The following is a 14,750-nucleotide window of genomic DNA, read 5'->3' on the forward strand; positions in this document are numbered from 1 at the left end:
TTGAGTTCCGCTGCCCCATCCCGTCAGGATCCAGCCATTGCCAGCCCCGGGGGGATCCACCCCCTGGTGGATCGCCTGGCAGGGCTGATCCGCCAGGCCTGGCTGGAACTGCCCGAGTTGGCCCCCCTGGCAGTCAACCCCGAACTTGAGGCCATCAGCGGCAGCCTGGATGGGGAGGCCCTGTTCATCCGCAATGAATTGCGCCAGTGCCGCGGCCTGCGCAAGCTGCACCTGGAGACGGCCCGGCTCGGCTCTGGTTTGCAGATCTTGCACTGCGTACTCTTCCCCGATCCGCGTTTTGATCTGCCCATCTTCGGTGCAGACATCGTGGCTGGCCCGGCCGGAGTTTCCGCCGCCATCGTCGATCTCTCCCCGGTAGGGCCAGCCCTGCCGGCTGGCATCAGCGCCGCCCTCGCCGCCCGGCCCCGGGTTGGCTTCAGCCAGGAGCGAGAACTGCCTGGCTGGGGGTCGATTTTTTCCCCCTTTGTGCGCTTTGTGCGCCCCACCAGCCCGGCGGAGGAAACGGCCTTTCTCGCGGAGGTCTCAGGCCTGCTGGAGGTGTTGACGGCGGCAATCAATTCGGCCAGCGCCGAGCCGCCGCAGCATCCGGCTACGGTTGAGCGATGGCAGGGCCAGCTCCACTATTGCAAGCAGCAGAAACAAAACGACAAAACCCGCAGGGTGCTGGAGAAGGCTTTCAACCCCGCCTGGGCGGACCGCTACATCGAGGAACTGCTCTTCGACGATCCGCCGGCTCCGTGAAAAGGGCGCTCACGGCCGTGCCGAGCTGGGCCTGGTGGCTTGGCGGCGGGGTTCTGCTGCTGTTGCTGGTGGTGGGCATCACCCGCCACCAGCGCCCTGCCCAGGCCCCCCCCCCGGCCGTTCCGGTCCAGCCTGGTCGGCCGGAGCCGGTAGCAGCCCTCGGCCGCCTGGAACCCGACGGGGATGTGCGCGTGCTGGCCGCGCCGATCAGTGGCATTGGCAGCAGTCCGCGGATCAGCCAGTTGCTGGTGGAGGAGGGCGATGAGGTGCGCCAGGGCCAGTTGCTGGCCAGTTTTGATTCGGGCCCCAGCCTGCGGGCCCAGCAGGGGTTGCTCGCCGCCCGAATTGGCAATCTCGACCAGCGCCTGGCGGTCCAGACCCGAGACATCCACCGCTATCGCAGCCTGAGCCGCTCCGGGGCCATACCCAGCGGCGAATTGGACACCCGGGAAACGGCCCTGCTCGCCCTCCAGGGGGAGCGCCGGGAGGCCTGGTTGGAACTGCAGAAGGTCTACAGGGAACTCGAGCTCACCGAGCTGCGAGCCCCCATTGACGGCACCGTATTGAAGTTGCATGCCCGGGTGGGGGAGCGTCCTGGGGACAGGGGTGTGCTCGAGCTTGGGGCCAGCAGCCGGATGCAGGCCCTGGTTGAGGTTTACGAAAGCGATGTGGGCCGGGTGCGTCCCGGCCAGCCGGTCACCTTGATCAGCGAAAACGGAGGTTTCCAGGGCGAGCTCCAGGGTCGGGTGATCCGGATCAGCCCCCAGGTGAGGCAACGCACCTTGCTCTCCACCGACCCCACCGGCGACGCGGATGCCCGCATTGTCGAGGTGCGGGTGGCCCTTGCCCCAGCCGATAGCCAGCGGGTGCGCGCCCTGACGGGCCTGAAGGTGATTGCCCGCCTCGGGGCCGGCAGCTCCCCGCCAGGTCGCTGATGTTTGCCCGCCTGTGGCAGGGCCGCCGCATCCCCTTGGCCTGGTTGTTGCTCACCCGTCAGCCGATGCGCCTGCTGGTGGCCCTGGCCGGCATTGCCTTTGCCGGCATTTTGATGTTCATGCAGCTGGGCTTCCGCGATGGCCTCTTCGATGCCAGCGTGACGATCCATCGCCTGCTCGATGCCGATCTGGTGCTGATCAGCCCCCGCTCCAGCAGCTCGGTGAGCATGGCGGGGTTCCCCCGGCGCCGGCTGGTGCAGGCCATGGCCGATCCCGCCGTGGTCGGCATCACGCCGGTGCATTGGAACCTGCTGCTCTGGCGCAATCCTGAAAACCGCGCCACCCGTTCAATCCTCACCCTGGGCTTTGAGCCAGCCGACCCCCTGTTCACCGATCCTTCCCTGGCCCGCAAGGCGAAGTTGCTGCAAGACCGGGGCCGGGTGCTGTTCGACGAGCTCTCCCGGCCCGAATTCGGGCCGGTGGCCGCTTGGTTCCGCTCCGGCCGCACCGTGGAAAGTGAAATCAGTGGTCAGCGGGTGCGGGTGGCGGGCCTGGTGGCGCTTGGCACCTCCTTCGGCGCCGACGGCAACCTGCTCACCAGCCACGAAACCTACCTGCGCCTGTTGCCCAACACCCCGCCCGGCAGCATTGAGGTGGGCCTTATCCGGCTTGCGCCCGGCTCAGATCCGGCTGAAGTGGCGGCTCGGCTCAAACAGCGGCTGCCCGCCGACGTCACCGTGCTCACCAAGGACGGCTTCATCGCCTTTGAGCAGGATTACTGGCGTTCCAGTACCTCGATCGGCTTCATCTTCACCCTCGGCGCCGCCATGGGCTTTGTGGTGGGCTGCGTGATCGTCTACCAGATCCTCTACTCCGATGTGAGTGATCACCTGCCCGAATACGCCACCTTGATGGCCATGGGCTACCGGCTGACCAGCCTGCTTGGGGTGGTGGCCCGCGAGGGCCTGCTGCTGGCCACCTTCGGCTACCTGCCGGCCTACGCGGCCGGTCAGGGGCTGTATCTCGTGGTGCGCAATGCCACCCAGCTGCCGGTGACGATGGACACCACCAGGGCCATGACCGTTTTCATCATGATCCTGGTGATGTGTATGGGTTCGGCCCTGCTGGCCATGCGCAAGCTGGCCGATGCGGATCCGGCGGAGATCTTCTGATGGCACCGATGGTGCGCCTCTGCGCTCTCAAGCATCACTTCGGCAGCGGCGCCATGCGTCGCCAGGTGCTCATTGATATCAGTCTCAGTGTGGAGGCCGGTGAGGTGGTGCTGCTGACGGGCCCCTCCGGCTGCGGCAAGACCACCCTGCTGACCTTGATCGGTGCCCTGCGCCAGGTTCAGGAGGGTTCGGTGCAGGTGTTCGGCGAGGAGTTGCGGGGCGCCAGCGCTGCCGCCAGGCTGCGCCTGCGCCGCCGGATCGGCATGATCATCCAGGGGCACAACCTGCTGCGCTGCCTCAGTGCCGAGCAGAACGTGCAGATGGGCGCCGACCTGCTTGAGGGCCTCAGCTATCGGGCCCGGCGCGACCGCTCCCGCGAATGGCTGCGCGCCGTCGGCCTCCAGGACCACCTGGGCAAATTGCCCCATGACCTCTCCGGAGGCCAGAAGCAGCGGGTGGCCATAGCCCGGGCCCTGGCGGCCAGGCCCGAACTGCTGCTGGCGGATGAACCGACTGCCTCGCTCGATTCCCGCACCGGCCGTGAGGTGGTGGAGCTGCTTAAGGGACTGGCCAAGGACCAGGGCTGCGGCGTGCTGATGGTCACCCACGATCCCCGCATTCTCGATGTGGCCGACCGCCTGGTGCAGATGGAGGATGGCCGACTCAGCCAGGGGGCCTATGCGATTGATTAGGCTTGTGTTCTGACCCACCCCAGGTTGCCTTCCGCATGTCCAAGCGCAGAAATCTCAAGAAGGAAAAGCAGGAGCGCAACCGCGCCTACGCCCGCAAGTTCAAGAAGCGCAAGCTGCGCAACGACGGCCGGGGCGAGGGCGCCGGTAATGGCGTGACTGGCACCGCCAACAACGGTGGCGCCGCTGATTGATCAGCGCCTCTAACGCCTTGCTTGGGGGATCCGCAGGGATCCCTTTTTTCTTGTTCAGCCCACCTGGCGAGCCATGTTCCTGAGCGTCGTCATCCCCACCTACAACCGGCTGCCAATCCTGCGCAAGTGTCTGCTGGCCCTGGAAGACCAGCAGCTGGCCGCCCCGATAACGGGCTATGAGGTGGTGTTGGTGGACGACGGCTCCACCGATGCCACCTTGAGCTGGCTGGCTGACCATGCAGCAGCGCTGCCCCACCTACGGCTGATCAGGCAGGAGCATGGGGGGCCAGCTGCAGCCCGCAACCGGGGGGTGCAAGGGGCAAGGGGCGATGTAATCGTCTTCATCGACAGCGATCTGGTGGTTACCCCCAGCTTCCTGAGTTGCCACGCCCAGGCCCTGCAACGCCACTGGAGCCGGCCCGGTCATCGCCCTTGCTTCACCTATGGCGCAGTGATCAACACGGCCAACTTTGACCATCCCACCGGCGAGCCCCACAAGCTGCGCGATCTCTCCTTCGCCTATTTCGCCACGGGCAACGTGGCCATCGAGCGCCAGCTGCTGGAGCGGGCGGGCCTGTTCGACACCCGCTTCCGGCTCTATGGCTGGGAAGACCTCGAACTCGGTGAACGGCTGCGCCGGCTGGGCGTTGTGCTGGTGCGCTGCCCCGAGGCGGTTGGCTACCACTGGCATCCGGCCCTGCGACTGGAGCAGATCCCCGATTTGATTCGGGTGGAGCGGGAGCGGGCGAAAATGGGCCTGGTGTTTTTCCTCAAGCACCCCACCCTGCGGGTGAGATTCATCGTCCAGTACACCTGGTTGCATCTTCTGCTCTGGGAGCTTCTCACCCTGGGTGGCCTGCTCAACGAGCGCAGTTTGAGGCCCCTGCTCGCCTGGCTGATCCGCGTCGGCCAGGCCGCCATGGCGATGGAATTGCTGCGACTGCCACTCAACCGCCTCGGGGTCAGGAGCCTGTTTGCTGAGGCCCGGATCCTCGCTGCCACCAAGGTTCAAAGCAGCCCGATTTGATAGAGTGATCAAGTTCAAATCACTCCGCACACCTGCGTGTTTCGGGTGATCCGAGCGAGTTCTCCCATCGGCCATCCGTGCCGGATGGACAGCTTCGGATCCCTGGCAGGTGGAGGCAAACCCGAAACCCCCCACACCCCACCATGGCTGTCGTCACTCTCTCCGAAATGATGGAGGCGGGCGCCCACTTCGGGCACCAGACCCGTCGCTGGAACCCGAAGATGTCGCGCTACATCTATTGCGCGCGCAATGGCGTACACATCATTGATCTTGTGCAGACAGCCGTCTGCATGAACAACGCCTACAAATGGACCCGCAGCGCCGCCCGCAGTGGCAAACGCTTCCTGTTCGTCGGCACCAAGAAGCAGGCCTCTGAGGTGATCGCCCTTGAGGCCAACCGCTGCGGGGCCTCCTACGTCAACCAGCGCTGGCTGGGCGGCATGCTCACCAATTGGACCACCATGCGGGCCCGCATCGACCGTCTCAAAGACCTGGAGCGGATGGAGAGCTCAGGTGCCATCGCCCTGCGCCCCAAGAAGGAAGCGGCGGTGCTGCGCCGCGAGCTGGAGAGGCTCCAAAAATATCTCGGCGGCCTCAAAAACATGCGCCGCCTGCCCGACGTGGTGGTGCTGGTGGATCAGCGCCGGGAAACCAACGCCGTGCTCGAGGCGCGTAAATTGGATATCCCGCTGGTGTCGATGCTTGACACCAACTGCGACCCCGATCTCTGCGACGTGCCGATTCCCTGCAACGACGACGCCGTGCGCTCGGTGCAGCTGGTGCTCGGGCGCCTGGCTGATGCGATCAACGAAGGTCGTCAGGGTGCCCATGACCAGGGCCGTGAAGAGGAGGGCTGATCCCTCCAACCCCCTATCTATTTTTTCCGTTCCCCATCCCCCCATGGCTGAGATTTCGGCAAAGCTCGTCAAGGAACTGCGCGACCAAACCGGCGCAGGAATGATGGACTGCAAGAAGGCCCTCACGGAATGTTCCGGCGATGCCTCTAAGGCCGTCGAATGGCTGCGCCAGAAAGGGATTGCCACCGCTGAGAAGAAGTCGGGTCGCGTTGCGGCCGAAGGTGCCATCGGCAGCTACATCCATACGGGCGCCCGCGTCGGTGTGCTGGTGGAGGTCAACTGCGAAACCGACTTCGTCGCCCGGGGCGAAGTTTTCCAGGAGCTGCTGCGCAATGTGGCCATGCAGATTGCGGCCTGCCCGAGCGTCGAATACGTGAGCGTTGACCAGATTCCTGCGGCGGTTTCCGATCGTGAGAAGGCCATTGAGATGGGTCGCGATGACCTGGCGGGCAAGCCAGACCAGATGAAGGTCAAGATCGTCGAGGGGCGAATTGGCAAACGACTCAAGGAACTGGCTCTGCTGGACCAACCCTTCATTAAGGACAGTTCCGTCACCGTGGCCGAAATGGTGAAGCAGGTGGCAGGCAAGGTGGGCGAAAACATCCAGGTGCGTCGCTTCAACCGCTTCACCCTTGGTGAGGGCATTGAGGTGGAGAAAGCTGATTTCGCCGCTGAGGTGGCAGCGATGTCCCAGGCCAGCTGAGCGGGCGCTCCTTGCTGGTTCTGGAGGCCGCAGCCCGCCAGCTCAAGGAGCTGGAAGGCCAGCTGCTGGCATCCAATCCGAAGCTGGAAAACCACCTAGCCCTCTACCTCCAGGTGTTGCGCGATGGCCTGCTGGCAGCAGTCCAGCAGGCCTGCTTCCATCTGGCAACCCAGGTCTACCCCGACCGCTACGGCGGCCTGGAGCCTTCCAGCCGCCTGTTGTTGCACCGGCGGCTGGTTCAGCTGGTGCAGCGCACCAACGGCCTGCTCAGCTTGGAGCGGGTCGTGGGTCACGCCGCCCAGATCGCCCGGCAGCAGCAGCGGGAGCGGCGCAGCCAGCGGCGCCGGGTGCTCGACTCGATTGCCGAGTTCGGGGCCGAGCAGGAGGAGGGGCCAGAGCAAGGGCCGGAGAAAGGCACGGAGAAATGGCCCGAGCAAGGGCCAGAGGGCTCGGTCCACCTGGGTATGGCCTTGCCGATAGCCTCAGATTTCCTTACCCCCCGGGTTGAGCGCCCCCAGCCAGCTGGGCCCGTCAAATTCGATGGGGAGGGAGATGGCGATGACGATAGGGAGGGCGATGGAGATGGGGAAAGCGATGGCGATGGCGGCCAGGATTCCATGCTTTCGGTTTTGGCTGAGGTCTTCCAGGATTGGCAGGGCAAGGCCCCTACCCCCGCTCCAACTCCATGGGATGGGGAGGGGCTGCCAGCCACCCCAGACATGCTTTTGGCCTGGATTGGTGGTTTCGAGCTGGCCCTCAGTCGTCGCCTGCGCAACCTCTCCCATGCCCTCAATGGGGAGCTGCTGCGGCTTGGCATCAGCCGCACCGTGGTGCCGTTGAACCTGCTGGATGCGGCCCTCGCCGGGGAGCTTGAGCTGGTGGAAGCTCCAGCCAACCTGTTGCGCTTGCCCCTGCCCCTGGGGATAGAACCCGACCTGGGGCGCATTGAGGCGATGGCGGTTTTGCTGCGGCCGGCGGATCTCGAACTCGAGCTAGCCAAACTGCGCACCTGCCGCACCCGCATCCAGCAGCATGTCCACGAAGTGCGCAGAATGGCTCAGCACTATCGCCGTATCCAGCGGCGCGTTCAGGCGCTCGAGGCGGAACAGTTGTGGCTGCAGGACATCAACCCAGCCCCGCCAGCGCCGAGCCTGCCGCCCTAGATCCCTGGCTGCAGGCCCTGCAGCAGGCGTTGGAGCTGGAGGCGACCCGGGGCTTCGCCAACCTCAAGGGGCGGCAGAGCTGCTTCAATGCCTTCCTGGCCCAGCAGTTGCAGCAGGGCCCCCAGGGGCTGCCAGCAGCGGAGTTGGAGCGGGTGCTAGCCCTGCGCGAGGGTTTCCTCCGCTATGACGAGCTCTCCCTCGCCAGACGTCAGTCGCTAGTGCGCCAATGCCGCGAGCGCCTGCATGCCCTCCGCCAGGCCCATCGCCCCGTGCTGGCCGTGGCCCCACCCCGGTTGCGGCTGGTGCCAGCCAGTCAGCCAGGCAGCCAGCCAGGCGGCAAGGCTGGGGCAGTCAGGAACTTCAATGCCGATACCCCCCTCGCCGAGATCCCCGGAGTTGGCCCCAAGACGGCCAGCCGGCTGGCCCAGCTGGGGCTGCTGCTGGCACGCGACCTCCTTCACTACTACCCACGCGACTACCTCGACTACGCCAATCTGGTGCGGATCGCTGCCCTGGAGCCCGGGCGCACCGCCACGATCGTGGCCACGGTGCGCCGCAGCCACGCTTTTGCCAGCCCCCGCAATCCCAACCTCTCGATTTTGGAGTTGCAACTTGTCGACTGCACCGGTCGCATCCGGGTCAGCCGTTTTTTTGCCGGCCAGCGTTTTTCGAGCCCAGGCTGGCTGAAAACCCAGCAGCGCCAGTATCCGCCCGGGGCCACCGTCGCCGTCAGTGGGCTGGTCAAGGAAACTGCCTACGGCCCGGCATTTCAGGATCCCCTGATCGAGGTGCTCGAGTCGGCCCAGGCGCCGGTGCGCTCAGGCGCCATCGGCCGGATGCTGCCCGTCTATGGACTCACCGAGGGCCTGGGGGCCGACCGTCTGCGCCAGCTGGTGGAAGCTGTGATGCCCTTGCTGCGGGATTGGCCTGACCCCCTGCCGGAGCCGATCCGCCGCAGCCAGGGGCTGATAGGCCGTGCCGATGCCCTCACCCAGATCCATGCCCCGGCCAACAAAGAGCAGTTGCAGGCCAGCCGGCGGCGATTGGTGTTTGATGAATTCCTGCTGCTCCAGCTCTCTCTGGCCCAGCGCCGCCACCAGCTCCGTCAGCGGCCGGCCCCACCCCTGCTGTTGCTGCCCGGTGGGGAGGGCTTGGTGGAGCGTTTCCTTGCCATCCTGCCCTTTGCACTGACGCGGGCCCAGGAGCGGGTTTTGGCCGAAATCCGGGCCGACCTGGCCCGCCCCCAGCCGATGGCCCGCCTGGTGCAGGGCGATGTGGGCAGCGGTAAGACCGTCGTCGCCCTGGCCTCCCTGCTCTGCGCCATCGAGGCCGGTTGCCAGGGGGCCCTGATGGCCCCGACCGAGGTGTTGGCTGAGCAGCACTACCGCAAGCTGGGCGTGTGGCTGCCCCAGCTCCATGTCAGCTCGGCCCTGCTCACCGGCTCAACCCCCGCCCCCCGGCGCCGGGCCCTGCTGCAGGACCTGGCCAATGGCCAGTTGCAATTGCTGGTGGGTACCCACGCCCTGCTGGAAGACCCGGTGCAGTTCGACCGCCTGGGGCTGGTGGTGGTGGATGAACAGCATCGCTTCGGCGTGCGCCAACGCAATCGCCTGCTGGCCAAGGGGCTTCAGCCCCACCTGCTGACGATGACGGCCACGCCGATTCCCCGCACCCTGGCCCTCTCCCTGCATGGAGACCTCGACGTCAGCCAGATCGATGGTCTGCCCCCCGGGCGCCAGCCGATCCGCACCCTCCTGCTCAAGGGCAGCCAGCGGCAGCGGGCCTATGGGTTGATCCGGGAACAGGTGGCCCTGGGCCAACGGGCCTATGTGGTGCTGCCCCTAGTGGAGGAATCGGAAAAACTCGACCTGCGCTCGGCCGTGGAGGTCTATCACCAGCTCAAGGAAGAGGTATTTGCCGAACTGCGGGTGGGTCTGTTGCATGGTCGGCTCAACAGCGCCGACAAGCAGGCTGCCATCGCTGCCTTTGCCGCCGGTGACACCCAGGTGCTGGTGAGCACCACGGTGGTGGAGGTAGGTGTGGATGTTCCCGAGGCCAGTGTGATGCTGATCGACCATGCCGAGCGCTTCGGCCTAGCCCAGTTGCACCAGCTGCGCGGCCGGGTGGGCCGGGGGGCGGCCGCCTCCCACTGTCTGCTGATCAACGAGAGCAGCAACGTGCTGGCCCGCCAGCGGCTGGAACTGCTGGTGCGCTCCAGCGACGGCTTCGAGATTGCCGAGATGGACCTGCGCCTGAGGGGGCCGGGCCAGGTGCTGGGAACCCGTCAGTCGGGCCTGCCCGATCTCGCCCTGGCCAGCCTCACCGACGATGGCGACGTGCTGGAACGGGCCCGGGCCGTGGCCCAGGAAATCACTCAGGCCGATCCCAACCTGCAGGCCCATCCGGGTCTGGCCCAGGCCCTGGCCGAGCAACGGCGCCGCCAGATGGACCAGGCCGCCCGCCTCAATTGACCGCCATGCCTCTGCGTCCCTGGAGTCCGATTCCGATCCACGACTGCGGTGAGCCGCTGCTGCCCCTGGCTGGGGCCCTGTGGCGGCTGGAACCCCATCCCTACCTGGCCCTGGGAGCTCCCTACGGCCCCGATGGCAACCCCTTTTTGCTGCGCACCGGGGTGGTGGATCGGTTGCTCCAGGCGCAGCATTCGCTCCGGCAGGAGCACCCAGACCTGCGCCTGGCCATCTTTGATGGCTGGCGCCCCCTGGCAGTGCAGCGCTTCATGGTGCGCCACGCCCTGGTGGGTGAATGCCGCCGCCTCGGCGTTGATCCCGATGCCGATTCGCCGGAGCGGGCCCTGGTGGCCGCTGAAGTGGGGCGTTTCTGGGCGCCCCCGAGCGGGGATCCCGCCACGCCGCCCCCCCACAGCACTGGAGCGGCGGTCGACCTCACCCTGGCCGCCGGCTGCGGAGCGCCCCTGCCCATGGGTGGCGCCATCGATGCAATCGGGCCCATATCGGAGCCGGACTTCCATGCCGCCGCCGCCCGGCTAGATCCTGGTGGGGAGGCGGCTCGCTGGCACCGGCACCGGCACTGGCTGGCCGAGGCGATGGCTGCCGCCGGCTTTGTCCAGCATCCCAACGAGTGGTGGCACTTCAGCTGGGGAGACCAGCTGTGGGCCTGGCGCAGTGGTGCCAGCCAGGCCCGCTACGGTCGGGTGGGCAAAGACGAGGAGTCGGAACTTTGAAGCCCGGCAGCTAACCAGGCATCAACTGCCGAGCGGCCACTCTTGGTTACGAAATCCCCCAGGCTGCTGCGCCCGCCGGCCCCTTGCCAGGCCTGCAGCAGGGGCTCCAGGGTGACTTCCAGATCGGCCAGCGCCATTTTTTCAAGGTAGGGCTCCGCCAGACGGCTGAGGTTGGGGGTGCCGCCGAGCCACAGTTGGTATTGGTCGACTCCACTGCCCACCAGGCCGATCTCGGCCATGTAGGGGCGGGCACAGCCATTGGGGCAGCCGGTCATGCGCACCAGCACCGACTTGGAGATGCCATTGCGCTGCAGCAGCGTGTCGAGTCGCTCCAGCACCGCTGGAAGAATCCGCTCTGCCTCGGTCACCGCCAAGCCGCAGAGGGGCAGGGCGGGGCAGGCTAAAGCGTGGCGCGCCAGGGGGGCGGTCTGCTCCGGAGTTTCGTAACCCAGAGCCGCCAGGGCCTCGCGCACGCTTGAGCGCTGGGCCGTGCCGATGTTGCAGAGCAGCACGTCCTGGTTTGGGGTGAGCCGCACCTCGAGTTTGTAGGTGGCCACCAGCTGACGCAGGCCGGCTTTGAGCTCCCCGGCCAGCCGCCCGCTGAGCACCGGCAAGCCGACAAACCAAAGGCCCTTGGACTGGCGGTGCCAGCCGAGGTAATCCTCGAGCTTGCCCTTGGGCTCTGGCCGCAGGGGCTTGATCGGATGGCCGAAATAGCTGGCCTGGAGCTCCTGCTTGAACCAGGCCACGCCGCGGTCGTGGATCAGGTACTTCATCCGGGCATGGCGCCGCTGCTCCCGGTCACCGTGGTCGCGCTGCAGGGCCAGGATCGACTGCACCAGATCGAGCAGATGTTCGCTGGCTACGTAGCCGAGGGGGTCGGCCGTGCGGGCGAAGGTTTCCTCCTTGTTGTGGGTGCGACCCATGCCACCTCCCACGTAGACGTTGCAGCCCTTGGCTCTGCACTGGGGATCACAGAACAGCACCAGGCCGATGTCCTGGGTGAGTAGGTCGACCGAGTTGTCCCCGGGAACGGTGACGGCCACCTTGAATTTGCGCGGCAGATAGGTGGCCCCATAGAGAGGTTCGCTGCTGTCGCCGCTGAATACTCCGCCCTCCTGCTGGCGGGCCCTGGCTGTTTTTACGCTGTTGCTGGGCTTGATCCGGTAACTGAGCTCGCCGTCCACCCAGATGTCGAGGTAGGAGCCTTCGGCTGCCTGCGGGGTGAGCAGGTCGGCGATGTCATCGGCCAGCTGGCGGGCAGCCGGGTAGGCACCTTTCTCGAAGGGTGCGGCCGGAGCCATCACATTGCGGTTGATGTCCCCACAGGCCGAGAGGGTGGAGCCGAGTTGGCGCACGATCGTGCCGATCACCTCCTTGAGGTTTTCCTTGTGGACGCCGTGCATCTGGAAGGCCTGGCGGGTGGTGGCCCGCAGGGTGCCATTGCCAAGCCTGTCGGCCAGCTCGTCGATTGCCAGATAGAGCCCGCCGGGAACCCTGCCGCCGGGGTTGCGCAGCCGCAACATCATTTGCCAATCCTTTTCCTCCCCCTTGCGGCGATTGTCACGGTTGTCCTGTTGGTAGCTGCCGTGAAATTTCAGGATCTGGATCGCGCCATCACTGAAATTGGGAGCTTCGTTGCCGAGTTCCCCGAGCAGGGGCTCCTTCAGGTGGCCGCTGTTGGTCTTGAGCTGTTCAAATTTGGACGGGGTCTTTGACGGAAGCTTTGACGGGGGCTTACTGGTAGAAGCTTGGCTACTACTGGATCCGTCCATGACATCTGGCATCGGGTCCTGGGCACAACGCTCGACGACCCTGAAGTTAGCGAACGGCGTTCAATACAGTCGCGCTGGTTTGCCCTGGCCCCTTGTCGACCTTCCTGCTCGAAATCGGCACCGAGGAAATGCCCGCCGATTTTGTCCGGCTGGCCCTGCCCCAGCTCCAGCAACTGGTGGGCCGCGATCTGGCCAGCCTGCGGCTGTGTTCCAGCCAGATTCGCTGCACCAGCACGCCCCGGCGGCTGGTTGTCTGGGTGGATGGGCTGCCGGAGCGCCAGCCAGACCTGGAAGAGGAGCGCAAGGGACCTCCTTCGGCCCAGGGCTGGAAGGACGGCCAGCCGACCGCGGCGGCCCTGGGTTTTGCCAGACGATGTGGTGTGGCCGCCGAGGCTTTGCGGAGCCGCGATACCCCCAAGGGTCCCTTTGTCTTTGCCCGCTGCGTCGCGGCGGGTCTGCCGACGGTGACCGTGCTGGCAGAGCAGATCCCGCTCTGGCTCGCTGCCCTTCAGGGACGCCGTTTCATGCGCTGGGGCGCCGGGGAGATCCGCTTTTCCCGGCCCGTCCGCTGGCTTTTGGCCTATCTGGATGCCATGCCGATACCGGTCTCCCTGGTAGGTAGCGACCCGGGCATCAGCACCACTACGGTGAGCCGGGGCCATCGACTCCACAGCGCCGCCGTAGCTATTGGCAGCGCCCAGGCCTACTTCCCTGCCATGGCTGCTGCGGGGGTCGTGGTGGATCGGGATCGCCGCGCCGAACTGATCCGGGCGGCCGTGGACCAGGCCGCCGCCGCCCACCAGGCAGATGCCGACCTGCCCGACAGCCTGTTTGACGAGTTGGTCGATCTGGTCGAGTCGCCCTCCCTGCTGGAAGGCCGCTTTGCTGAGCGCTACCTCGACCTCCCCGCCGAGGTGCTGTGCACCGTCATGCGGTCCCACCAGCGCTATGTGCCGCTCTATCGCCAGGGGCGCAGCAACGACCCCCTCGGCCTAGATGCCCGCCAGAGCCTGCTGCCCCGCTTCCTCTGCATCGGCAATGGCCTGCCTGCGGCGGCGGCCACCGTGGCCCGCGGCAATGAGCGGGTCTTGAGGGCCCGCCTTGCCGATGCCGAGTTCTTTGTCAGTGCCGACCGCGCCGTGGCCAGTATTGATCGCCGCGACCAGCTCGCCCGCGTCACCTTCGCCGCTGGTCTGGGCAGCCTGCTGGAGCGCACTGAACGGCTGGAATGGTGCACCGATGTGCTGCTCCAGCAGCTGGAGCTCCCGGCCGGCTCGCCTGAGCTGGCCCGCCGGGCCGCCCACCTCTGCAAACACGACCTGGTGAGCCAGATGGTAGGCGAGTTCCCGGAACTCCAGGGCGCCATGGGCGGCAAGTACCTCCTGGCCGAGGGAGAGCCCCGTGGGGTCGCCCTGGCTGTGTTGGAGCACTACCTCCCCAGGGGAGCAGGAGATGGCCTGCCCAGCTCCCCTGCCGGCGCTGTGTTGGCCCTTGCTGAACGACTGGAGCTGCTCTTGAGCATCTATGCCATGGGAGAGCGACCGACGGGCTCCTCCGACCCCTACGCCCTTCGCCGCGCCGGCCAGGGACTGCTGCAGATTCTCTGGGATAGGGGCTGGCGCCTGGACCTTAACGCCCTGCTGGACCGTTGTTCCCTCCACTGGGCCCAGCTGCTGCCGCAGCTTGGCGTAGACGCGCAGGCCCTCGCCAACGATCTGGCTGAATTCCTGCGCCAGAGGTTATTGACCCTGCTGGAGGAGGACGGTCTGGACGGCGACCTGGTGCAGGCCGCCGCAGGCGAGACCGTCGCGCTGGAAAGGGTGCTGGGGGACCCGGAGGACGCGCGGCAGCGGGCTGCCCTGCTGGTGCAGTTGCGCCGCAGCGGGGAGCTGACGGCCGTTCAGGCGGTAGTTACCAGGGCCACCCGGCTGGCGGAGCACTCTGAGCTCAGCACCACCGTGCTCAGTGCCGACGGGGTGGTCAATGCCGACCTGTTCGAAAAGGAGAGCGAGTCGGCCATGCTCGCCGTTCTTTCCGCCCTTGAACCGATAGCCCTGGCCGGCTCGCCTGAACGCTATGGCCAGCTGGCCCGGGACCTAGCCGCAGGGGCAGACGCCCTGGCGGCATTTTTCGATGGCCCCCAGAGCGTGATGGTTATGGCCCAGGATCAGGTAGTGCGCACCAACCGTCTCAATCTGTTGGCAGTGCTGCGCAATCAGGCCTCGGTGTTGGCCGACTTCAGCCGAATAGGCGGCTGAGGGGCGCTGGCAG

The 14,750-nt window shown here is 66.5% G+C and carries 13 protein-coding genes; 12 read left to right on the forward strand and 1 reads right to left on the reverse strand.

Going from position 1 to position 14,750, the window contains the following annotated elements; translation table 11 throughout:
• The 11 genes from H8F27_RS13720 (at position 1) to H8F27_RS13770 (ending at position 10,704) form a co-directional block, all read left to right on the forward strand.
• On the forward strand, positions 1 to 762 hold the full coding sequence (locus tag H8F27_RS13720; RefSeq protein WP_231596295.1) for a phycocyanobilin:ferredoxin oxidoreductase: 762 nt from the start codon (positions 1 to 3) through the stop codon (positions 760 to 762).
• Positions 759 to 1,697 (forward strand): HlyD family efflux transporter periplasmic adaptor subunit, encoded by a 939-nt coding sequence (locus tag H8F27_RS13725; RefSeq protein WP_231596296.1) that lies wholly within the window; start codon positions 759 to 761, stop codon positions 1,695 to 1,697. Before H8F27_RS13720 ends, H8F27_RS13725 begins: the two co-directional genes overlap by 4 nt.
• Positions 1,697 to 2,869 (forward strand): ABC transporter permease DevC, encoded by a 1,173-nt coding sequence (devC, locus tag H8F27_RS13730; RefSeq protein WP_197148765.1) that lies wholly within the window; start codon positions 1,697 to 1,699, stop codon positions 2,867 to 2,869. The genes H8F27_RS13725 and devC overlap by 1 nt, the downstream gene beginning before the upstream one ends.
• Positions 2,869 to 3,561 (forward strand): ATP-binding cassette domain-containing protein, encoded by a 693-nt coding sequence (locus H8F27_RS13735; protein ID WP_197148768.1) that lies wholly within the window; start codon positions 2,869 to 2,871, stop codon positions 3,559 to 3,561. The genes devC and H8F27_RS13735 overlap by 1 nt, the downstream gene beginning before the upstream one ends.
• 35 nt (positions 3,562 to 3,596) lie before the next feature.
• A complete protein-coding gene (locus H8F27_RS13740) occupies positions 3,597 to 3,752 on the forward strand; it encodes a hypothetical protein (RefSeq protein ID WP_011293689.1) in 156 nt (51 codons plus the stop codon).
• Positions 3,753 to 3,825: 73 nt separating this feature from the next.
• Complete coding sequence (locus H8F27_RS13745) at positions 3,826 to 4,779, forward strand: glycosyltransferase family 2 protein (protein WP_197148769.1); 954 nt, start codon at positions 3,826 to 3,828, stop codon at positions 4,777 to 4,779.
• Between the two features lie 143 nt (positions 4,780 to 4,922).
• Complete coding sequence (rpsB, locus tag H8F27_RS13750; RefSeq protein WP_197148770.1) at positions 4,923 to 5,636, forward strand: 30S ribosomal protein S2; 714 nt, start codon at positions 4,923 to 4,925, stop codon at positions 5,634 to 5,636.
• Positions 5,637 to 5,679: 43 nt separating this feature from the next.
• Positions 5,680 to 6,339 carry a translation elongation factor Ts gene (gene tsf / locus H8F27_RS13755; RefSeq protein WP_197148771.1) on the forward strand — a complete coding sequence of 220 codons (660 nt, stop codon included), beginning with the start codon at positions 5,680 to 5,682 and terminating at the stop codon, positions 6,337 to 6,339.
• Between the two features lie 11 nt (positions 6,340 to 6,350).
• The gene (locus tag H8F27_RS13760) at positions 6,351 to 7,502 is read left to right on the forward strand and encodes a hypothetical protein (protein WP_197148772.1); all 1,152 of its coding nucleotides are present in this window, start codon (positions 6,351 to 6,353) and stop codon (positions 7,500 to 7,502) included.
• A complete protein-coding gene (gene recG / locus H8F27_RS13765; protein ID WP_231596297.1) occupies positions 7,451 to 9,973 on the forward strand; it encodes an ATP-dependent DNA helicase RecG in 2,523 nt (840 codons plus the stop codon). Before H8F27_RS13760 ends, recG begins: the two co-directional genes overlap by 52 nt.
• Before the next feature lie 5 nt (positions 9,974 to 9,978).
• Positions 9,979 to 10,704: a M15 family metallopeptidase gene (locus tag H8F27_RS13770; RefSeq protein WP_197148773.1), complete on the forward strand. Its 726-nt coding sequence runs from the start codon at positions 9,979 to 9,981 to the stop codon at positions 10,702 to 10,704.
• Here the strand turns inward: H8F27_RS13770 and sir are convergent.
• Positions 10,665 to 12,479: a sulfite reductase, ferredoxin dependent gene (sir, locus tag H8F27_RS13775; protein WP_231596298.1), complete on the reverse strand. Its 1,815-nt coding sequence runs from the start codon at positions 12,477 to 12,479 to the stop codon at positions 10,665 to 10,667. The two genes, H8F27_RS13770 and sir, sit on opposite strands and share 40 nt — an antisense overlap.
• 92 nt (positions 12,480 to 12,571) lie before the next feature.
• Here sir and glyS point away from each other — a divergent pair, with 92 nt between their 5' ends.
• A complete protein-coding gene (glyS, locus tag H8F27_RS13780) occupies positions 12,572 to 14,737 on the forward strand; it encodes a glycine--tRNA ligase subunit beta (protein ID WP_197148780.1) in 2,166 nt (721 codons plus the stop codon).
• Positions 14,738 to 14,750 lie beyond the last annotated feature (13 nt).

This window comes from Synechococcus sp. CBW1108 (assembly GCF_015840335.1).
In the GTDB taxonomy this organism is placed as follows: Bacteria; Cyanobacteriota; Cyanobacteriia; order PCC-6307; family Cyanobiaceae; genus Cyanobium_A.